The sequence below is a fragment of the Stenotrophomonas sp. P5_A9 genome (genome assembly GCF_056400525.1).
On record NZ_JBFULC010000034.1, the window covers coordinates 1 to 20,945 of the forward strand.

Sequence of the window (20,945 nt, forward strand, 5' to 3'; positions counted from 1 at the left end):
CTGTTTGCACTGTTCGAGCTGACCGGGTGCTGGTTGCGCCGGAGCCTGGTCGATCTGCGGTTGCAGACCGCCTTCGCAGCGTTGGTGTCGTTGCTGTGGTGCTACGTAATGGTGCGCGGCACGTCGTACCTGTATCCAATGCCGGACCTCAACAGTACCGGGCGGCTGGCAGCATTCGGCGTGTTGCTCGCGCCGACCTTGTGCGCCGTGCTGTGCTGGCTGGTACCTGCACGCGCGACCCAGCTGTTGGCATGGACGTTGTTTGCGTTTGCCGGTGCGATGGCGGCAAAACTCAATCCGTCACTGGTCATCGGCTATGCCAGTTATGCCGTGCCGCTGTTTGCGGTGGTGATGCTGGTGCCGTGGTGGAAGACCGGCAGCGTAGGCGGGCGGCTGGGGCGGCCGGCGCTTGGGATGCTTGCCGGCGGCCTGCTGGGCGGCCTGTTGCTGGCATGCGATCCGTACTACCTCCAACTGCTCGCTGAAGTAAGTCCTACTGTTCATCAGTTTGTCGAGAACACCCTCGGCTTGCGCGTGCTGGAGACCTCGCACGACATCAGCTCGGCCAGCGGCGGCCTCGCGCGCGTGTGGGAAGTGCTGCGCTGGGAACTCTGGTACGGTCCGCAGCCGGCGCTATGGGACCAGGGATTGCCTGCGGCCGCACAGATATTCAGTGCAAAGCTGCTCTGGGCGACGCGTGTGGCTGCGGTCCTATCGCTGCTGCTAAGCCTGGCCTTCATGGTGCTGCTGCCGCGCAGACAGCCACAGCGTAATGGCTTCGTGCTGCTGTTCGTGTTGCAGGTAGGTGCGTTGCTGGCCGTGGTGATCGCGCTGCGCTCGTCCAACATCATCTCGCTTGTGCTGGGCCACGAGACCTTGCAGGCCAGTCTGCTCAGCACCTATACCCAGCGCTACGTGGACCTGCTGGCCATGTACAGCGTGCCGATCCACTGGCTGCTGCTGTGCGCCACCGCCGTGCTCGGCTGGGATGCGCTACGCTCCCTGCGCGGCGCGCCGGCTGCGGCCGACGCGGCGCCGCGTTGGGCGGGTTGGGCGGTATTACTGGTCCTGCTCGCCTGCACGTTCGCCTTCCGCAAGATCGATGTCCAGGGCCCGCCACCGAAGAGCATGGGCTGGACGCTGCCGGTCACCGAGAAGAAGGTGCGTCAGTTCCGAGCTGCCGAGGCTCGGCTGCCCAAGGACGCCGTGGTCCTGGCGCCTGCCTACAGCAAAGTGCTCAACGGCCGCGAAGACTGGGTGCTGCCGGCGGGTGAAATCGCCTCCTACCTGCCGTTTGGCGCGCGCGACTACCTATTCAACGTGCGCCTGGGCAGTGGCTACTCCTTGCAGGCCCATGACCTGGACGCCGCGTTCTGCCACGCATCGCGTGCCGACGCGCGCGCGCTGCTGCGTCGGCAGGGCATTACCCACATCATTGCCACCCGCGGCAGTGCCCGCGCACCGCTGTTCGACCGGGAGTACTGTTCGCTGAGCTATCGCGACCTGGGCATCTGGGGCAGTGAGGTGTCCGAGGGCCCGGATGGCATCGTGTTCTACCGTATCCTGCCCTGACCGATGATCCGCCGAGACACGCCGATGAGTTCCCTGCCAGTCACTTCCGTCCATCCGCCGCGCGTCGCCGTGGTCATTCCTTGCTACAAAGTGACCCGGCACATCCTCGGGGTGATCGCGGCAATCGGACCGGAAGTAACCGCCATCTACTGCGTCGATGACGCATGCCCGGAGTCGTCCGCAGACCTGATTGAGCGCCAGAACACCGACGCGCGGGTGCGGGTGGTTCGCCGGGCCGAAAACGGGGGCGTGGGCGCGGCCGTGCTCAGCGGCTATGCGCAGGCGGTGGCCGATGGCATGGATGTCATGGTCAAGATCGACGGCGATGGCCAGATGGATCCGCTGCTGCTGCCGCACTTCGTCAATCCCATCCTTCGCGGCGACGCCGATTACACCAAGGGCAACCGCTTCTGGGATCTCACCCAGATCCGACAAATGCCCTGGATCCGACGGGTGGGTAATCTCGGTCTGTCGTTCCTGGCCAAAGCCTCGACCGGCTACTGGGACACTTTCGATCCGACCAACGGCTACACCGCCATCCACGCGCGCGTGGCCGAGCGGCTGCCGGTGGAGGTCATCAGCAAACGCTATTTCTTCGAAACCGATGTGCTGTTCCGGCTCAACACCATGCGTGCGGTGGTGGCCGACGTGCCGATGGACGCGCGTTATGGCGACGAACAAAGCAACCTGAGCATCGGCAAGGTGCTGGGCGAGTTCGCGGTCAAGCACCTGCGCAATCTACTCAAGCGCATTGCCTACAACTATTACCTGCGTGACCTGTCGATCGCCTCGTTTGAACTGGTCGCCGCCGCCATCCTGTTGGTCGGTGGCGCCACCTACGGCGGCTGGCACTGGTGGCAGGCGGCTTCGCAGGACCTGCCCTCGCCAGTGGGGACGGTCGTCCTGCCGGCAATTGCGCTGGTCAGCGGCCTGCAGTTCCTGCTGGCCTTCATCGGCTATGACATCGCCGCCGTGCCACGCCGTGCTTTGCACGGATCGCTCATTCCGCTGCGCTGAGTCGTACCGGCCCCGAAGGGGCTACGCCCCTTCGGCCGATGCGGAGTGGGTGCCGTTGATTGCACCCACTGACCCGACCCGTCGTGGCGCCTCCCCTACTGGTAGTTGAAGGCGCCGCTGCAGATGCCGGGAAGCACGATCTTCATCGGGCCCGGCGCCAGCGCCGAGCGCGGCGCATAGAGTTTGAAGGGCGCGCCGTAGTCCTTGCTGTCGGCGCCCCTCTCGGGGACTGCCAGGATACCGCGGCCGATGATCCGGTCCTGTGCGTCCAGCAGGTACAGCGTGCTCAGGCTGTGTCCCAGTCGTTCGTCCACCAGGCCGCCCTGCAGGCGTGTCCACCCTTGGGACTGAGGCAGGTCCGTGGTGACCGGGGGCACCACGCCGCAGCCTGCCGCAGGCGCATCAGCGTAGACCGTGCCAATGCTCTCGGAGGCATCGTGGATCCAAGGACTGGCGAAGATGGACAGGTCCTGTGCGGCCGCCTCGTGCGCGATCTGCAGCACGCGTGGTGAATCGGGATACGTCCACATCAGCTGTTCGTCATCGCGGGCTCCCATCTCCAGCGCCATCGCGGCGACGACCCGCTCGAAATCAGCGAGTGGATTGTGCTTGAGCGCGTTCCATTGCAAGGGCACGAAGACCAACGGAATGATGAGCAGCACGCTGGCCCAGTGACCGCGCGCCCAGGCAAAGCGCGTCGACAGGCGGGCCACGCCCAGCGCCAGCACGCAGCCGATGATGAGCAGGGCCGGCGTCGTGTAGCGGCTGGCAACGGCACTCTCCAGCCCGAAAACGATCCGGCTGGTGGCGACCGCGAATGCCGAGGCCCCGAGGTAGGCCAGGAACAGCCCGATGACCAGTTCCATATCCACCGAGACGCGGCGCCGCAGCAACGCGGCCCCGCCAAGCAACGCGGCCAGTACCGTGATCAAGCCGCCACATGCAGCGGCCAGACGGACATTGGGCGCCGCGTCGGGCACCAGGTGTGCGAACGGGCTGCCCAGGTAGGCAAACAGGAACCACAGCACGCCGCGCGGCTGGCGGCCCAGGGTGACCGCCAACGAGTCCTTGCTCGGCGACACGTAGCCATGGAAATAGAGTGCGCAAACGGCGATGGCGACCAGTAGGGCCAAGCCGCTGCGGCGCCAGCCCTGACGGCCTATCACGCAGCCGGCGAAGATCAGCCAGGAGGCGACGACGCCATTGGCCATGCTGCCGGCGGCGAGCACGCCCACGCCCAGGCTTGCGGCAAACCACCAGTGCCGCCGTTGGCCAGGGAGACTGGACTTCCATAGCAACACCAGGCCCACCAGCGGCAACAGCTGGGCAAGGAAGAACTGGCTCTGGAAGCCCCAGGTGAGGTTGTTCTCCTGGGTCCAGAGAAAAGCCAGGCCCAGGATCACCGCCATGGTGATCTTCATGCTGGTGGTGACTGGCGTGGCAATGCGCGATGCGCACCAAGCCAACAGGCCGAACATCACCGCGGCCAGCAGGTAATTGACGATCAACAGGAAGACCGCCTGGCCCCCAAAATACTTGAGGTCCAGGAAGAACAATGCACGGGCCAGCACGATGCGATGCTCGTTGTGCTGTGCCCACCATGCCGATGCATCGATCTGCTGATGCATGTAGAAGCCCAGCGAGCCATCCCACATGTCCCAGAACGGCACGGGACTATGCGCACGCGCACCGGCGATGATGCCAAGCACCGCAAAGGCCAGCGCGAGTGCGAGGCCTGCACAGAACGCGGGATTGTCCGCGAGGTAGCCGAGCACGCCGCGTCGGGAAGCGGCAGACGGTGACGTCGTCATTGACGTGGTTCCTTGGTCTTCTTGAAGGTGAGGTGCTTGTGGCCGAAGTAGCTCACAATCGCCGGCGCCGCGATGCCCAGCGCATGCGCGATCGTCTCAGGGTGGAAGGTCATGCCCAGCCTGGGGAAGACGTAGTGGGTGAACAGCAGGCTGATCAGCAACGTCTGCAGCAGGGCGAGCATGTTCACCGCTACGAACCAGAACACCTGATGGCCCAAGGGCCTGTCTGCGTCCTTGAAGACGAATGCACGATTGAGCGCGAAGGCCGTGGCCATGCCGACGAGGTAGGCAAGCACGATGGACCAGGCGTAGCCCATCACATGGCTGAAGGCAATGCGCGAACCAAAGTTCGCCACCGCCGCAAGGCCGCTGGCGACAACGAACAACATGAAACGCCGATCGATCATGGCGTGGCGTCGCCGCGTTCAGGAAAGGTCATCGGGAGTTCTCCGTGGATGTTGGGGGGACATTGGGCGTGTGCGGCTGCCCGGGTAGATCTGCCGGTGTCAGGCGGTTGTCGAAAAGGCTCTTCTCGACCAGATGTCGGCACTGGGACGCCGACAAGGGCGCATACCAGAGGTTCTCCATCCTGCCCGTCCAATGCACGGCAGGCCCCTCGCTGGCCTGGCCGGACGTGCAGCGTCGAATCTCCGCGCGCCAGTCCAGCGGGGCGTGCGTGAGCCGGCCGTAGAGCACGGTCTGGTGCAGGGGCGCCAGCAGAAGCAGCACGAACAGCACACGTCCCGGCCCGCGTGCATTGAACGCCAATTGGATCAGTATCCAGGCGAGGAATACATAGGGATAGAAGAAGTAACGCGGTCCGGCAGTGAAGGGGTCCAGCGGATCGATGGGTACCCGGGCCGCGGCGGCCGCCACGGACAGGACGAAGCAGGCGACAAGGCCGGCCAGCACATCCGACCCCTGCCGCCTCTGCGCCCAGGCAGCCAGGGCGATGACCAGAGCAAGAGCCGCCCCGAGTCCTGCAAATAGCGCCGGCTGGCTGTTTTCCGGATGCCAGTAGAGGAAATGCCCCATGAACCGCTCAAGCAGGGGCTGGATGCCCGGCAGGGTACGATGGGCTTCCGACGCAATCGGGTTGTACAGCACCAACGCGGCCTGCACCGCTGCCGAAGTCCCGGCCGCCAGCAGCATCCACCACTCGTTGCGTTGGCGAAGCAGCAGCGCGCGCAGACCATACAGCGGTGCCATCATGACGATCAGCGGCGAGGAAAATGCGCCGATCACCAACATCGGCATGCGCCAGCGCAGGGAGGGCGCACGACGTTCATCCCAGAACAACGGGATTACAACGAGGAATGCTGCCCACCACAGCACGTAGGCCGAGGTCGTGAACACTTCAGGGTCTGTCGGGACGGCCAGCACCGCCAGCGCGCATGCCCACGCGCCGCGCAGACGCGTCGGTGCAACGGCAAGGATGACCATAACTGCGACGGTAACCAGCGCAGCCAGGCCAAGGCTGATCTCCGGCAGCCACCGGAAGGAAATCGTCACCGCAAGCGCGTTGATCAGCTTGTTGGGAATCAGGATGTAGCCGGCCACCGGGTGGAAGAATGTCGCCCAGCCGTACTCAAGGAAGTGCGGCAACAGCTCCTTGCCGTCTTCGACCCACACGTAGGGATGGCTCCACTGTGATGGTCTTCGCAGCATCATCGCCGCAAGCGTCGCAACCGAGATGCAGATTGCTGTCAGGACCGATCGTCTACGACTGCGAACTTCCCGTTCGGTCCCCGGCGCTACCGAGCCGCCAAGCCGAGAGAGCCACGGGTAGAGGATCGCCAGCAGTACCAGCGTGATGCTCACCGGAGGCCATCCACCGAATCCGCCGGCAATGCCCACGCCGATCCAGCCGAAACCCTCTTTGGTCTGGTCGCTGACGACCAAACGGCTTTCCTGCGCCTGCAGTGTCGCAGGCACGTCGATGGTCCAGCGCRCCCATCGATCGCCGGCTCGTGGCAGTACGACCGCCTCGCGGTGCCCGTCCGCCCCAATCAATGCGGCGCTGATCCCGGGAGTATCACCGTAGCCGGCGATGTCCACCGTCATCGATCGCGTGCCGGGCGTTATCGGGCCGACGACGAGGTCGGCCAGATCGGCATTCTGCTGGTCGCAGAATGTGATGGCCCTGGGCGAGGCGGACGTGGATTGCTTCAGGAAGTGGGAGTAGGCCTGCGAACACCCACCAGTGATGCTGCCGCGATAGCCATCGTCCGCCAGTCCTATGCTGGCGACGACGATCGCAGCCAGCAGCAGCAGAAGCCGGACGACGGCGGTTTGATTGCTGCCAAGCGCAGCGGCCAGACGTTCGACTCGCATGTTGTTCATTCGTGTTGGTTTCGTGCATTACATGGATGAGATGGACGCCCCACCAGGCAGACACCCCCTCAAGGGTGCGCGAAGGCTCAGCGCTTGAGGACGATGGAGCTGTAGCGCGGGTCGCAGTAGCTCTCACGGATCGCTTCTTCAAACGGCGTCTGGGCCACGCCGAAGATGGCCTCGGTATCGACCCCCTTGAAGTCGTCCCCGGCCGACAGCGCCTTGAGCTGGTCCGCGGTAAACGGAGGCTTGCTGCTGAAGACGCTGTACACCCGCAGCAGGAAAGCAAAGAAGCCGATGGGGATGTGCACGATCACCGTCCGCAGGTTCTTGACCTTCTTGATGGTGCGGATGATGTCCACATAGTCCACCCGCGTGGCGCCGACGATGTCGTAGGTTTCGCCGGTAGGCTCGCGCGCGATGCACTGGGCGATACAACGGCAGAAGTCGCGCTCGTACAGCGGCTGGCGCATGAAGCGGCCGTCGCCCGGGATCGGGAAGACGGGCGTGCGGGCCATGAAACGCGACAACCAGCCCAGGTGCTTGGGATCGAACCAGCCGAACATCAGGGTGGGGCGAAGCACGCAGTGCGCGATGCTGCTGGCGCGTACTTGGGCTTCCTGCAACTTCTTGGTTTCGGTGTAGTCGTCGGTGGCCACCGAGTTGACCACCGAAGAACTGATATGAACCATGAACGGTACCCGGTGCTGGTCGCACGCGGCAAGCACGCGTTCGGTCGCCTGCAGGTTGTTGCGATCGAACAGGGCGCGGAATTTGCCGGTGATCTGGGCATGCAACTGCACCACCACGCGGGCGCCGGCAAAGGCGTCGGCCCACTCGCCCGGTTCGGCCAAGTCAGCCAGGATGGTTGTCACGTCCGGATGCAGGCGGCGCAGGATCGCGAGGTTGTGCTCATGTTTGTCGATCGCCACCAGCTGGGAATACCCCTGCTGCTTCAATTCGACGATGAGGTTCTGCCCCACCAGGCCTGCGGCGCCGGTCAAGACGATCTTGTCATTCTTGTTTGCCATGGACGAACTCTGGAAATGTTGGGAGAACGGGATCAGCGCTTGTACGCCACGACCAGGGCCTGTTTGCCGAGGAAGCGCCACGCCAATGGGATACGCAGGTACAGCGACACCAGCCACGGCGCCTGCGGCAGCCGGCTCTTGGTGGTGTAGGGAAGGAACCTGGGTACGACGACCTTGGGATCCAACCCAGCCATCAGGACGCCTTCGACCAGGCTGCGATCGCTGAGCGCGGTGTGGTGATCGAAGTAGTCCCAGTACTCGTCGTACAGGAAGCGGATGTTCGGCTGCAGAATGATCACGCGGCCGCCGGGGCGAAGCATGCGTGCGCTCTCGCGCAGCGTCTGCAGGACCAGGTCCTTGCTTGGCAGGTGTTCAAGGAAGTTGCTCATGAACACCGCATCGACGCTGCCGCTGGGGATGGAGCTCACCGCCGTGCAGGATTCGTTGATGATGCGGATACCGTCGGCAGCGAACTTGCGCACGTCCGGATTCAGGTCCACGGCAATCTTTTGCGCGGCCGGAATGTTGTTGATGAACTCGCAATAGCCGGCACCGATGTCGACCACGGTCTCATTGGGACTGACGAAGCGGCTGAAATACTGGCCGCACAGCACCTGCCAGATGCGGTTCTTGCTCGCAAGTTCCTGGGGCGAGAACCGGTGGCGGTAGAGGACGTCGAGATCCTGGTCGATATCGGGCATCGGACATGTTCCTGGGAAGGGGGAAGGCGAAAGGAAAAGCGGATCAAGTCCACATCAAGCTGGAGCGAAGCGCTCTGGATGCAGGCACCCTGGCGCATCCGGCCCGCCACGGGGCGGTAACGGCTGTGCGCGCGTGCATCTTCCGTATGCGTTTTGTCAGCCCTTTGGAGAGCATGGTAGGTCAAGAGGACGGGCTGACGCAGTGCGTCCCCCGCCCCAAAATGAATGGGGGTTCGATCAGGCGCTGGCCACTTCCGCCAACCGGGTGCCGACCGCGATGCTCTCGTTGATGGAACGGTCCTCTGGGTAGTAGTAGGCCGTGTCGGCCATGAAGAAGCCTTCCACTGGCGTCTTCATGGGCGGCAGCATGTCCTGGAACCCCGGCGGGCAGATGGTCTGGGCGTACTCATAACGGTGGCAATGGGTGGCCCGGATCCATTCCGGCTTGAACGCCGGGTTGATCATCGGCAGGTAGCTGATCACCTCGTCGATAAGCTGCTGGTTGCTCCACTGCCACTTGGGGTGGGTTTTGGGCATGTAGTACGGGGCATAGACGATGTGCTCGCCCGGCCCATTGCCCGGGTTGAGGTTGCTGTACTCGATCAGCCCCGGGATGGTGATCCGCTCATCGCTGATGTTCATCCAGAAGTTCTCACTCACCGGCTTGGAGAGCTTGAGGATGACGCAGGCCACCGGGATGTTCTCGATCGCGCCGACCTGTGCGGCAAACGCGGCCGGCAGGCCCGGAACGAGCTTGGGCACATACTGGATCGGCGCGGTCGACACCACGCGGTCGTACGCGATGTGTCCGTCCCGGGTGACGATGCCGGTGACCTTGCCGTCGGTCGAGGCGACTTCCTCGATGGGCTGGGACAGCAGAATCCGGCCGCCGAGTTTCTGCACGTGCGCCGCCATCTTCTGCAGCAGCACGGCCGAACCACCGTCCAGGTAGCCCATGCTTTCATTGAAAAGATTGCGCCGCGACAGGGCCACGCGCTTGATGCGGGTACCAATCCAGGAGGCCGACAGGTCGTTCTGGTACTCGAAGAACTTCAGCGCGAAGGCCTTCTCCCACATCACCTTGTAGGCCTTTGGCCCGATCCAGCGGGTGATCCAGTCGCGCGCGTTTTCCTTGTCCAGCGCGGTCCAGTCCTGGATGCCCTTGGTATGCATCACGTGCAGGGCATAGCGGACCTTGTCGATCAGGCCCAGGTGCGGGAAGCCGAGCAACGCGAACGGGGTGCCCCATTTGTGCAGCTTGCCTTCGTAGTAGTAGCCCATCTTGGTGTCCGTCCAGTGCAGGCGGTCGGACAGCTGCATTTCATCCAGCAGCTTGAACAGCGGATAGTCGGTCTTGCAGATGAAGTGGTAATAGCGCTCGATGCGCAGGCCGTCGAAATCGAAATCCGCGGACATGCCGCCAATGCGGTCGTCGCGCTCGAAGATGTCGACCTGGTGGCCGCGCTTGAGCAGCTCCAAGGCTGCCATGAGGCCCATGGGGCCACTACCGATGATGGCGAATTTGCTCATTGAGGTCATGTCCGTTCGTTGCTGTTTGTTCGGCGCTGCAGCACATTTCAGCTCCAGCGCGGCGGTCGATCAGGTTCCAGCGTGTTCCAGTTCTGTGCCTGTCTGGGCGTGCAGACTGCGCGGCGGGCGCTCGACCTCGGCGGCGGTGTGTGGTGCGTGCAAGGGCGGGCTGTATGGGCTGGCCGTGCGCCAGAGGGCCGCCAGCAGCCCGCCGCACAACGCCACCGTCCCTACGAGATAGCCGATCTGCATGCCTGGCAGGAACGCCCGATCCAGGGCATAGGCCCTCAGTGCCACGGCAATGCTGGCCAGCCCAACGACGTAGAACAACACCTTGCTGGTGCGTGCGAGGGCGACCAGGATCGCTGCCTGCATCAGCAGTCCGCCGGCATAGGCACCTTGATGGATGGAGGTGGCCCCGGCGTCAAACATCGCCACCATCCAGAACACCAGGACCAGTAGCACCGTGGCGAGGATCTTCAGCAGTTCAGTGAGGGCAGGATCGCGCACCCCGCGTGCCCGGCTGCGCCAATACAGCGCTGCCAGGCAGGGCGGAAGCAGCAAGGGCGAGGCGAACCACATCGAATAGAACAGGTGGAAGAAGCTGACTTCGATGAACGATGCAGTGGCGGACGCGCTGTTGTTCACCATGACTGAGAGCGCATCCACGGGTGCACTGAGCGCGCCACGGGTGATGATCATGATGTCCTGCAGCCGCGCATGCAGCCACTGCGAAGGCGTCAGGTGTGAGTAGGCATCGACCAGCGCATGCAGCGCGCTTTCGGTGCCGGGTGGCACCTTGCCGGCGAAATGCCATTTGATGAGACGATCACCGGGAGGATCGATGAAACGCTGGTAGGCGATCCAGGGCAGATAACCTGCCAGGGCGACAGCACCGGTGCGGGTCAGCATGACCAGGCCCGCGCGTCGGTACCATGCCAGTTGCATCAGCGAGGCGCCGGCGAGGAAGAACAGGGCGCCCCCGTGGGACAGCATCGCCATTGCAGCCGCGATACCGGCCTGGCCCCAACGTCGCGGCATCCCACCAGCTGGGAAAAGGGCGCCGTAGTAGATGAGGCAGAACGCCGCTGCGAGCAGTTTGGGCCAGACAAACAAGGCGTTGACCAGTACCAGTGCGGACAGGCACAGCGCAAACAGGGTGAGCGTTCGAACCGATCTGCCGGCGAAACGATCCAGCAGGGCCGCCAGCGGAAGCAGGAACAGGGTCTGCGCCCAGGTCGAGATACCCTGGTAGACCAAGCCATGGGCCTGGGGCCAGGTGTCGCGCACCATCAGGTACAGGCCGGCCTGCAGCGGGGGGCGGTCGCTGCTCAGCCAGTCGCCGATCATCGGAACATCGAGCCGGCCCTGCGCGAGCATGTCGCCAAACAGCATGGGCAGCCACGCGTCGATCGGGAGCGGGCGCCATCGGCTGGCGCCTTCTGCGTTTGGCATGCCATTGCCATGGAACGGGAACAGGCCGATCCACAGCACCAGCAGCGCCAGCAGCAACACCGGCAGCAGTTCCTTCTGGATCCCTGCAAGCTCGCCGAACGTGCGGCCAGGGCGCCGTCCGGTCCGCAGGGCCCATGCAAACGGAAGTAGCACTGCCACGGCGGATACCACACTGCCGAGCGCGGCCGATCCGACGAAGGCGATGAACACCAGCAGCCAGATGCACCCTGCGGCAAGCAGCCCCGTGAGCGCCCGTTCGCGAGGTGTGCCGACGCGCGGCAGGCAGAACGACAACACGGTCAGCCACGCATTGCCCAACAGCACCGCCAGCAGCAACGGAAGCAGGCCCTGCTTGAACGTGTCTGCGAGCGTGACGGTGGATGCCCCCAACCCGGCCCATCCGTACATGCCGGTTGCGTGATCCTCAAGCACCACGCTGAATGCTTCCCGTGACACGTCCTCGGGGATGGTGAGATTCACGCGCTGCCAGCTTTCCCGAGGAGTGGGCAGCGACAGGATGGGGGCGGTTCTGCCGGATTGACCGACCGCGCTCAGGTTGATGCCGTGGACAGACGGGTAGCCGGTGAGCATCACGTCGATATGCCGGGTACCGGCAGGATAAGGCTGGGTCTGGATCCTGCCGGTCCAGTCATCGCCACCATCGCAGCGGGTGATGCGTCCTTCGACGGACGCATCAACTGGCAAAAAGGGGAAGGTCGATGGCGAGCAGCCACCCTGCATCGCCCGCGCAGGATCCGTCGGTGTGTTGCAGCCGGCCAGCATCAATACGCAGATCAGCAGGACCAGGCAGCGCGCGCCGAGCATATTTTTGATCCTGGCCCGCGACACGCCACGTCCATCGGCATCGGCATCGGCGGCCGCGCCGGTGCCTCCCCTGTTGTGCAGTGCAGTCATGTCAGAGCGAGATCTTGCGGAAGACAAACTCAGGAATGTTCTTGATCACCATCATGATCGCCCACCAGAAACCCGGCAGGTAGGCCACCGCGCGCCGCCGGTCGGAGGCGCGCACGATGCCCTGCGCGACCTTGTCGGCCGAGGCCCACAACGCGCCCTTCTTGAAGGCCTGCGTCATCGGGGTATCGACGAAGCCGGGCTTGATGGTCAGCACGTTGATGCCCAGCTTGCCCAGGCGCTGGCCTTGCCCGCTCAGGAACGCGGTGACCGCCGCCTTGGCGCTGCCGTACAGGTAGTTGCTGGCACGGCCGCGGTCACCGGCGACCGAGGAGATCACCGCCAGGTTGCTGCCGGCCGACAGGCGCTGGGCCAGTGCCGTGCACAGCGCGATGGTGGAGGTGCCGTTGGTGATGAACTCACGCATCGCCAGATCGACCGACTGGTCGCAGGCGGCCTGGTCGGGCAGGGTGCCGTGGGCGATCAGCACCGTATCGATACCACCGCTGGCCGCCCAGGCGGCGTCGAGCATGGCGGCGTGACCGGCCAGGTCGTTGACGTCAAGCGCATAGGCGTCCACCTGGTGGGCACCGCGCACGCGCAGGTCGGCGGCGATGGCGTCCAGGCGGTTCGCGTTGCGGCCGACCAGGAAAATCGTGCTGGCGCGGGTGGCATACAGCCGGGCCACCGCTTCAGCGATGGCGGAGGTGGCGCCGATGATCAGAACCTTTTGCATGCTTACTCCATGACCCGGCGCCAGAAGCCGGACGAAAAACGGGGATCGATATGGTGGGAGAAGGCCTCCCAGGCCGGGAAGGCCTGGCGGAACAGGGCGCCGGACATGCGCGCATCCTTGGCCGGGTACACCGCCCCGCCCGCCTCGGCGACGATACGGTCGAGCCGCTCCAGCATCCTGAACAGGTCAGGCCCGGTATTCGGGAAGTCCAGCGCCAGTGTCGTGCCCGGGCGCGGGAAGGAAAGCATACCCGGTGCCGGGGCATCCCCGAATTCCTTCAGGACCGCCAGGAACGAGCCGCGCCCGCTGCGCGAGATCTCCGACAGCAGGGCGGCGGTGGCCTCGCGCGCGGTTGCCGGCGGCAGCACGCACTGGTGCTGCAGGAAGCCGGCCGGGCCGTACATCCGGTTCCAGTCGTTGATGCCATCCAGCGGGTAGAAGTAGCTCTGGTAGTGCGACAGGTGGCGCGTGCGGCGGCCGGGCTGGCGCCAGTAGTACAGGGTGTTGAACGGGCGCAGGGTCAGGCCGTTGACCATCGAGACCGGCGGCACGAACGGGATGCTGCGGCGGGGCATCGCGCTGGGCGTGGCCGCCCGCGGGTCGCCCCGGGCATGGTCGCCGCGCAGGAAGTGGCCGCGCCCGAGCTGCTTGCCGGTGGCCAGGCAGTCGATCCACGCCACGGTGTATTCGAAGCCCGCGGCCGAGTCGCGCGAGAGCGTGAAGAACTCGTCCAGCGAGTCGAAACGGATGGACTCGGTTTCGATCCACGGCCCAGGCACGCGCCGCAACTGAAGTTCGGCCCAGGTGATCAAGCCGGTCAGGCCCAAGCCGCCGATGGTGGCGACAAACAGCCCGGTGGCGTCATCGGCACCCAGTGCGATCCGTTGGCCGTCGCTGCGCAGCAGCTCCAAACCCCGCAGGTGGTGGCCGAAACTGCCGGCCCGATGATGGTTTTTGCCGTGCACATCGTTGGCGATCGCCCCGCCCACCGTGGCGTAGCGGGTGCCGGGCGTGACCGGCAGGAACCAGCCCTGCGGCAGCGCCAGCTCGATGATCTCGGCCAGCGTCACGCYGGCCTCGCAACGCACGATGCCGGTTGCGGGGTCGAACGCGATGAACCTGTCCAGCGACCGCGCCATCAACAGCGTGCCGCCCGGGTTGAGACAACTGTCGCCATAGCTGCGCCCATTGCCATGGGGCAGCATCAGGCCATCGACGGCCGGCAGCAGGGCAGCACGGTCGGTGACCGGCGCCAGCTGCTGTGTCGCCCGGGGGTAACGCCCCCAGGACTGGCCGCCGGCAGACCTCATATCGCGGCCAGCACGATCACCACGCCCAGCGCGATGACCATCTGGCTGCCACGGTCGGTGGCGGCGAATACAATCGGGTCATCGTGCATGTCGCCGCGATGGGACACGATCCACATGCGACTGATCCAGTACAGCAGGATCGGGCACAGCAGCCACAGCACCTTGGGATGGCGGTACAGCTCCATGCTCTCGGGGCTGTTGATGTACAGCGCGAACACCAGCACGCCGATGTAACCGGCGGCCGCGCCGAGCGACTGCACCAAGGGGAGGTCGGCGACCGAGTAGCCGCGTCCGATCGCCAGCTCCTTGCCATTGGCCAGGGCCGAAGCCAGCTCGGTGTAGCGTTTGAGCATCGCCAGGCTGAGGAAGACGAACATCGAGAACGCCAGCAGCCAGAACGACAGTTCCGAGCCGATCGCCACGGTGCCGCCGATGATGCGCACGGTATACAGCGCGGCCAGCAGCACCACGTCGATCATGACGATGCGCTTGAGCTGCAGCGAGTAGCCCAACGTCATCACGTAGTAGCACAGCAATACCAACGCGAACGACGGGCTGCACAGCAACGCCAATGCGAACCCGGCCAGGGTCAACAGCGGCGCGACCAGCAGACCGTGCAGCAGCGGCAGCGTACCGGCCGCGAACGGACGTTTGCGCTTGCGCGGGTGCATCCGGTCGGGGGTGAGGTCGAGCAGGTCGTTGAGCAGATACACGCCCGAGGCGCACAGACCAAAGGCCAGGAACGCCGTGCCGGCATCCACCAGTGCTGTGGGGTCGAGGAAGCGGTGCGCGGTCAGCAGCGGCACCAGCACCAGCAGGTTCTTCAACCACTGATAGATGCGCAGCGCCTTGATCCAGGTCAGCAGGCCCCCATTCTGCGCGGGCAGGTGCGCCAGCACCTCGGTGCGCTTGGCCGCCTCGCGGGCCAGGCCCTCACCGTTGTTGACCACGATGGCGCCGCCGGCGTGCGCCCAGACCTGCAGGTCGACCCGGCCATTGCCCATGTAGTCGAAGCCGCGTTCGCCGAAGCGCTCGGCCAGCGCCTTGCCCTTGTTGTGGCCGGACAGGTTGGTGTGGCCATCGCTGGCCATCACCTCTTCGAACAGGCCCAGATGGTCGGCGATCGGCTGCACCAGCATCTGGTCCGACGCGGTGCACAGCACGCGCGGTCGCTGCGTAGTGGTCCGCAGAATCTCCAGCACGCGCTCGTCGTAGGGCAGGGTCTCGGCAGGCAGCTGCACGCGGGATGCCAGCTGGCGCTTGACCGCCGCCTTGCCGCCGAGTAGCCAGAACGGGATCAGGAACAGATACAGCGGGTTGCGGGCGAGCAGGGCGAGGAGCGATTCATAGAGGATGTCGCTGCGCAGCAGCGTGCCGTCCAGGTCCACGCAGAGGGCACGATGTTCAATGGCCAAGATTCAGGACTCCGGCGGTTGTGGGCACGTTGTGCATGGAAAAAGCAGTGTTCTCGTCCAAGGAAATCAAGCTTGCAGTGCGGTGGTCCACTCAGCGCATCCCGTGGCGGCTGGACGGCAGTTCGAGGCTGAGCATGGCCAGCATCCCCACTGCGACGGCCATCCAGAGGCTGACCAGGCGGATACCGACGGCAGCGGCCAGTGCGACATCGAGCGAGGTTCCCAATGCGCCCAACATCACCACGATGGCCGCTTCGGTGGTGCCCACGCCGCCCGGCACGAACGATACCGCACCTGCCAGCATCGCGACCGGATAGATGCCCAGCGCATGCTGCCAGGCCAGGGGGATGCCCATCGCGTGGCACAGGTAGGCGAATGCGGCTGCGGTGAGGGACCAGGCGAGCGCACCCAGGGCGATTCCTGGGCCGAGGGTGCGCAGGTGCAGCAGCGGTCCGGCATCCCTGGCGCCACTGAGCAGGAAGTTGGCGAGCTGACGAACCCGTTTGCCCGGCAGTCGGGCGGCGACGCTGTCCAGGGTGGCCTGCAGCCACGGCCAGGCGACGGCCAGGCACAGCGCCAGAAGGAATCCCAGCACGACGCCGACCAGCAGGCCAAAAGCCGGGATCAGCGTGGCCGCGCCGAGTCCAAGGAAGACTATGACCAGCAGATCGAGCCCACGCTCGTAGATGAAGGTGCCCAGCACCGTCCTGGGCGGCACCTGGAACATCCCGAAATAGCGGATCCGCAGCAGCTCCCCGGCCTTGCCAGGGGATGCGGTAAAGGCGAAGCCGGCCAGGTACGCGCGTAGGCCCGCCCACCACGGAAACGCGCGATGTCCTTGGGCGGACAGCGCGGTATGCCAGCGCTGGTAGCGAATCGCGAAGCTGAGCAGGACCAGTACCGCGCATACGGCAAGAGGGCCCGACAGGTCCGCCAGCCTCGACAGGATCCCGGTGCCGTGGTCCAGATACACCAACAGCCCCAGATAGCCGGCACCGATAACCAGCAGAAAAGCGACCGAGCGCTTCCGCTTGGTGTCCGGATCGGGTGCGAGGGGGCTATCGTGAAGCGGGCGCATGGGTCGGAGCTCCGCTTTCTGGCAGCTGCTGGTCGAACCGGAAATTGTACCAAAATCGGGTGTCGCTTTTGAAGCAGATGGGCTGAAAGGGGTGCCTCACTGCTTCAGATCCCTGGCATCCGTCGTATCCAGCGGAAGCCGGCCGAATCGGGCGATGTCGGCAACTCAGTCGGCGTCGATGACCATATCCATCGACTTGTAGCGTTCGATGACTCGCTTGCTCTCTTCGTAGTAGGTCTTCTGCGACGGCGGGACGTAGTACTCCGAATAGGAGCCGTCGCCATCGGTCAGGATGTATTCGGCGCCGAGGTTGGAGACCTTGTCCACTGCGCACTTTTCGAAAAATGTGCAGCCGAGAAACAGGTTGTGGGCCTTCTTCACCCCGAGCAGGCTGATCAGCGATGGCGCCAGGTCCAGCGAATTCTTGCCGGCCACGTCGATCATCCGGTGCTCGGCACCTTTCCAGTACATCAGCAACGGGATGGTATCGACGAAGTACCCGTGGACGCGGTCATCTGCCCGGACCGCGTTGGGTCCGGGGAAGGTGGAGTGGTCGGCGGTGAACACCAGCAGCGTGTTCTCATGCAGGCGGCTTGCCATGAAACGGTCAATGAACCGGCCGAGATCGCGGTCGTAGGTATGGAAGCGGTTGAGCAGCGGGTTGTCGCCGCCCGCATAGGCGTACTCGCCGTCCAGAAACGCGTGCGTCTGAAAGTTGTAGGCAGCGGCGAAGAAGGGCTGGCCGTGGGGCTGCGACTCAAGTTCGGTCAGCATGGTGTCGAACAACGCGCTGTCGGAGAGATACTTGGGACGCTCGCCTTCGCCACCACCGCTCAGGTAGTGGTCATATAGATAATCACGCCCCAGCACGCGGTCGAAGCCCAGCGTTTCGACCATCTTGTTCAGATACTCCTGCTGGGACAGGAAGAACATGCTGCGGTACCCCTGCGCGCGCAGGACCTCGGGAATGCTGATCCGCGAGATCGCGGTGATATCGTCGGAGACATCGCGCTGCCCGATTCCGGTGCCTTCCTGGTTGTAGCCATCCACCTCCTGGTGGCCCGAGGTCAACTGCCCGCGCAACCCGCGGAAGGTGGCGGCGGTGTGGTTGTAGTAGTTGCTGAACACAAGCGAGCCACCAGCAAGGCGGTCCAGATTGGGCGTTACGCCCGGGTGCCGGCTGCCGTAGGTATCCATCCACCGGGCCGACATGCCCTCGGTGAAGATCACAATGACGTTCGGCCGCTCGGGTAGCGCGTGGGTAAACGCCTCCGGGAAACCCTGCTGATAGACGGTGCGCCGCGAGAACTCGGCGCGCGCCTCGATCAGTTCGGCTGCGCTGATCTGGACCTGGCCACTCATGCCGGCCGACGTGGCGGCCGAGCGAAGGAAAGAAGAGATCGGTGCTTCCCCGCGCGCGACCACGATGCCACGGGCCAGTGGCTGAATGGCCAACAGCGCGGCATAGCCTGTACCCAGCACCAGAATGACAACCGCGGTGATGCGACGCGATAGTGGCTTGTATGTGGTGCGGACCACGCAGGCATGTCCGATGAACGCTGTCAGGAATACCGCCAACAGCGCATAGATGCCATCGAATGCGATCAACCCGACCACTTCCTGGTTGGCGAATGCGATCGGAGGAATGAGGCCGCCGGAAATCCAGATCGAATAGAGCTGGGCCATGTAGATGCAACCAGCAAGCGCGGGCAGCACCAGCATCAGGATGCGCAACGGCACGAAGCGCAAGCGCAGCGTCAGCCGCGTTGCCAAATCCAGCAGCACAAGCTCGAGCGCGCAGCTTGCGGCAAACACAGCGAGGTCCGTAGCTGCCTGGAAGCGCAGCATTCGGAACAGCAGGACAAGGGTCGAGAGTCCTGCGACGCACGTTCCCCACGCGGGAAGCCGCCGGAGGAGGGTCGAATCTGAGATCTTCATTATCTGAACGGACGATCCAGTCGGATCTTCCCTGCAACGCTCCCTGTAAGGCCCTGCTTTCCCTGCGGCCCAAGTTAAGTCCGCGTGATGGGCAGTATCATACGGGGTGTGCCATGGGACTGAAATACTGATCGATCTTTCCGCCACGTTCTGTGTGGTCGATAGCAAATCAAGCGCACCCCAACGTATCCCCGGCACGCACCTCGTCCGATGCTGATACGCGACAACCGGCGTGGCCAAATGAAAAAAGCCGGAATCCACTGGGGATTCCGGCCTTCAAATGCCGCGCTGGCGCGTTTGCCTTACAACGCCGCTTCCAGCTCCGGCAACAACGTGAACAGATCACCCACCAACCCAATATCGGCGATCTCGAAGATCGGCGAATCCGGGTCCTTGTTGATCGCCACGATCGTGCCGGCGTCCTTGATCCCGGTCAGATGCTGGATCGCGCCGCTGATGCCCACGGCCACATACAGCTCCGGCGAGATGATCTTGCCGGTCTGGCCCACCTGCAGGTCGCTGGGCACATAGCCGGCGTCCACGGCGGCGCGCGAGGCACCGACGGCGGCGCCGAGCTTGTCGGCCAGTTGGAAGATCACCTTGAAGTTCTCTTCCGAACCCACGCCACGGCCGCCAGAGACCACGCGCTTGGCGCTCTGCAGGTCCGGGCGGTCGGTGGCACCGGCGGCCAGGCCGACGAAGCGGGTGTGGGTCGGCAGGGCCGCATCGACGCTGGCCGCTTCCACGGTGGCATTGCCGCCCTTGGCGGCTTCCGGCCAGGACGCGGCACGCACCGTGGCGACCACGATCTGGTCGGCCGGCACGTCGACGGTGATGATCGCGTTGCCCGCGTAGATCGGGCGCTTGAAGCTGTGGCTGCCTTCGACGGTCATCAGGTCCGAGACCTGGTTGACGCCCAGCAGGGCGGCCACGCAGGGCATGAGGTCCTTGCCGAAGGTGGTCGACGGGCCGAACACGTGGGTGTATCCCTTGGCCAGCTGCGCGATCTGCGGGGCCAGCACCTGGGCCAGCGCCTGCGCGTTGGCGGGGTTGGCCACGGTCAGCACTTTGGCCACGCCGGCCAGCTGGGCGGCTTCCGCGGCCGCGGCGGCCGGGTCGGCGGCCAGCACCAGCACGTCGATGCTGGCACCGCTGATGGCGGCGGCGGCACTGACGGTCTTGGCGGTGGCGGCGTTGAGCTTGCCGTCGTGGTGCTCGGCGACAACGAGGATCTTGGTCATTACAGCAACCCCTTCTGCTTGAGTGCGGCGACCAGTTCGGCCGCGTCCTTGACCATCACGCCCTTGCTGCGCTTGACCGGCGCGGCGTACTGGGTGGTCTTGAAGGTATCGGCGGCGTCCACGCCGAGGTCGGCCAGCTGCAGGGTTTCCATCGGCTTGGCCTTGGCCTTCATGATGTCCGGCAGCTTGATGAAGCGCGGCTCATTGAGGCGCAGGTCGGTGGTGACCACCGCCGGCAGGTCCACTTCCAGCGTTTCCAGGCCGGCATCGACTTCACGGGTGACCGTGGCCTTGCCGCCGTCGATCTGCAGCTTGCTGGCAAAGGTCGCCTGCGGGCGGCCCCACAGCGTGGCCAGCATCTGGCCGGTCTGGTTGGCGTCGTCGTCGATGGCCTGCTTGCCGAGGATGACCAGGTCCGGCTGTTCCTTCTCCACCAGCTTGAGCAGGGTGCGCGCGGCGGTCAGCGGCTGGATGGCCTGGTCGGTGACCACGTGGATGGCACGGTTGGCGCCCATGGCCAGGCCGTTGCGCAGGTGGGCCTGGGCGTCGGCGGGGGCGATGGTGGCCACCACGACTTCGGTGGCGATGCCCTGGTCGCGCAGACGCAGCGCTTCTTCCAGCGCGATCTCATCGAACGGGTTGGGGGACAGCTTGACGCCGTCGGTGACCACGCCGGAACCGTCCGGCTTGACCTGAATGCGGACGTTGTAGTCCACCACGCGCTTGTACGCGACGAGGATTTTCATCTGGTGCTGGATCCTTCAATAACGGGGGAACGTCCGGTTCTGTAGACAGCAACCGGTTCGGGGGTGGGACCGCGATTCTAACTGGCCGAAGGCAACCATGCGAATGCGTATGGTTATG

General features: G+C 64.8%; 16 protein-coding genes. 2 read left to right on the forward strand and 14 right to left on the reverse strand.

All coding sequences use genetic code 11. The features are described 5' to 3' along the window. Positions 1-1,572, forward strand: a 1,572-nt coding sequence (locus AC1DR7_RS12215) for a hypothetical protein (protein ID WP_478076501.1), incomplete at its 5' end; no start/stop codon positions are given. A gap of 24 nt (positions 1,573-1,596) precedes the next feature. Next, on the forward strand, positions 1,597-2,589 hold the full coding sequence (locus tag AC1DR7_RS12220) for a glycosyltransferase family 2 protein (protein WP_457318211.1): 993 nt from the start codon (positions 1,597-1,599) through the stop codon (positions 2,587-2,589). A 95-nt stretch (positions 2,590-2,684) separates the two neighbouring features. On the opposite strand, the gene AC1DR7_RS12225 is transcribed toward AC1DR7_RS12220, so the two are convergent. The 14 genes from AC1DR7_RS12225 to AC1DR7_RS12290 all read right to left on the reverse strand — a co-directional run bounded on the left by AC1DR7_RS12225 (position 2,685) and on the right by AC1DR7_RS12290 (position 20,827). Further along, positions 2,685-4,400, reverse strand: a complete 1,716-nt coding sequence (locus tag AC1DR7_RS12225) for a hypothetical protein (protein WP_478051684.1) — start codon at positions 4,398-4,400, stop codon at positions 2,685-2,687. After that, entirely contained in the window at positions 4,397-4,807 is a 411-nt protein-coding gene (locus AC1DR7_RS12230) for a GtrA family protein (protein ID WP_457321047.1), read from the reverse strand. The genes AC1DR7_RS12225 and AC1DR7_RS12230 overlap by 4 nt, the downstream gene beginning before the upstream one ends. Before the next feature lie 28 nt (positions 4,808-4,835). After that, positions 4,836-6,743, reverse strand: a complete 1,908-nt coding sequence (locus AC1DR7_RS12235; protein WP_478076502.1) for a hypothetical protein — start codon at positions 6,741-6,743, stop codon at positions 4,836-4,838. Positions 6,744-6,820: 77 nt separating this feature from the next. After that, complete coding sequence (locus tag AC1DR7_RS12240) at positions 6,821-7,765, reverse strand: NAD-dependent epimerase/dehydratase family protein (protein ID WP_478052595.1); 945 nt, start codon at positions 7,763-7,765, stop codon at positions 6,821-6,823. Positions 7,766-7,797: 32 nt separating this feature from the next. Beyond that, on the reverse strand, positions 7,798-8,466 hold the full coding sequence (locus tag AC1DR7_RS12245; RefSeq protein ID WP_478051432.1) for a class I SAM-dependent methyltransferase: 669 nt from the start codon (positions 8,464-8,466) through the stop codon (positions 7,798-7,800). A 237-nt stretch (positions 8,467-8,703) separates the two neighbouring features. Continuing rightward, the gene (locus AC1DR7_RS12250; protein WP_457319619.1) at positions 8,704-9,996 is read right to left on the reverse strand and encodes an NAD(P)/FAD-dependent oxidoreductase; all 1,293 of its coding nucleotides are present in this window, start codon (positions 9,994-9,996) and stop codon (positions 8,704-8,706) included. Positions 9,997-10,065: 69 nt separating this feature from the next. Then, positions 10,066-12,366, reverse strand: a complete 2,301-nt coding sequence (locus tag AC1DR7_RS12255; protein ID WP_457319618.1) for a hypothetical protein — start codon at positions 12,364-12,366, stop codon at positions 10,066-10,068. A gap of 1 nt (position 12,367) precedes the next feature. Next, on the reverse strand, positions 12,368-13,099 hold the full coding sequence (locus AC1DR7_RS12260; RefSeq protein WP_457319617.1) for an SDR family oxidoreductase: 732 nt from the start codon (positions 13,097-13,099) through the stop codon (positions 12,368-12,370). 2 nt (positions 13,100-13,101) lie between these two features. Continuing rightward, positions 13,102-14,409 (reverse strand): FAD-binding oxidoreductase, encoded by a 1,308-nt coding sequence (locus tag AC1DR7_RS12265; protein ID WP_478076503.1) that lies wholly within the window; start codon positions 14,407-14,409, stop codon positions 13,102-13,104. Next, a complete protein-coding gene (locus tag AC1DR7_RS12270) occupies positions 14,406-15,797 on the reverse strand; it encodes a UbiA family prenyltransferase (RefSeq protein WP_478051435.1) in 1,392 nt (463 codons plus the stop codon). The genes AC1DR7_RS12265 and AC1DR7_RS12270 overlap by 4 nt, the downstream gene beginning before the upstream one ends. A gap of 118 nt (positions 15,798-15,915) precedes the next feature. Beyond that, a complete protein-coding gene (locus tag AC1DR7_RS12275) occupies positions 15,916-16,902 on the reverse strand; it encodes a lysylphosphatidylglycerol synthase transmembrane domain-containing protein (protein ID WP_457321522.1) in 987 nt (328 codons plus the stop codon). 165 nt (positions 16,903-17,067) lie between these two features. Next, positions 17,068-18,750 (reverse strand): LTA synthase family protein, encoded by a 1,683-nt coding sequence (locus AC1DR7_RS12280; RefSeq protein WP_478052592.1) that lies wholly within the window; start codon positions 18,748-18,750, stop codon positions 17,068-17,070. Between the two features lie 392 nt (positions 18,751-19,142). Next, positions 19,143-20,081 carry an electron transfer flavoprotein subunit alpha/FixB family protein gene (locus AC1DR7_RS12285; protein WP_457320411.1) on the reverse strand — a complete coding sequence of 313 codons (939 nt, stop codon included), beginning with the start codon at positions 20,079-20,081 and terminating at the stop codon, positions 19,143-19,145. Further along, positions 20,081-20,827, reverse strand: a complete 747-nt coding sequence (locus AC1DR7_RS12290) for an electron transfer flavoprotein subunit beta/FixA family protein (protein WP_256775331.1) — start codon at positions 20,825-20,827, stop codon at positions 20,081-20,083. The genes AC1DR7_RS12285 and AC1DR7_RS12290 overlap by 1 nt, the downstream gene beginning before the upstream one ends. Positions 20,828-20,945 lie beyond the last annotated feature (118 nt).

Coding starts and splice junctions, on each gene's coding strand:
- AC1DR7_RS12220 (WP_457318211.1), top strand. CDS start 1,597: ATGAGTTCCCTGCCAGTCACTTCCGTCCATCCGCCGCGCGTCGCCGTG.
- AC1DR7_RS12225 (WP_478051684.1), bottom strand. CDS start 4,400: ATGACGACGTCACCGTCTGCCGCTTCCCGACGCGGCGTGCTCGGCTAC.
- AC1DR7_RS12230 (WP_457321047.1), bottom strand. CDS start 4,807: ATGATCGATCGGCGTTTCATGTTGTTCGTTGTCGCCAGCGGCCTTGCG.
- AC1DR7_RS12240 (WP_478052595.1), bottom strand. CDS start 7,765: ATGGCAAACAAGAATGACAAGATCGTCTTGACCGGCGCCGCAGGCCTG.
- AC1DR7_RS12245 (WP_478051432.1), bottom strand. CDS start 8,466: ATGCCCGATATCGACCAGGATCTCGACGTCCTCTACCGCCACCGGTTC.
- AC1DR7_RS12250 (WP_457319619.1), bottom strand. CDS start 9,996: ATGAGCAAATTCGCCATCATCGGTAGTGGCCCCATGGGCCTCATGGCA.
- AC1DR7_RS12255 (WP_457319618.1), bottom strand. CDS start 12,366: ATGACTGCACTGCACAACAGGGGAGGCACCGGCGCGGCCGCCGATGCC.
- AC1DR7_RS12260 (WP_457319617.1), bottom strand. CDS start 13,099: ATGCAAAAGGTTCTGATCATCGGCGCCACCTCCGCCATCGCTGAAGCG.
- AC1DR7_RS12275 (WP_457321522.1), bottom strand. CDS start 16,902: ATGCGCCCGCTTCACGATAGCCCCCTCGCACCCGATCCGGACACCAAG.
- AC1DR7_RS12280 (WP_478052592.1), bottom strand. CDS start 18,750: ATGCTGCGCTTCCAGGCAGCTACGGACCTCGCTGTGTTTGCCGCAAGC.
- AC1DR7_RS12285 (WP_457320411.1), bottom strand. CDS start 20,081: ATGACCAAGATCCTCGTTGTCGCCGAGCACCACGACGGCAAGCTCAAC.
- AC1DR7_RS12290 (WP_256775331.1), bottom strand. CDS start 20,827: ATGAAAATCCTCGTCGCGTACAAGCGCGTGGTGGACTACAACGTCCGC.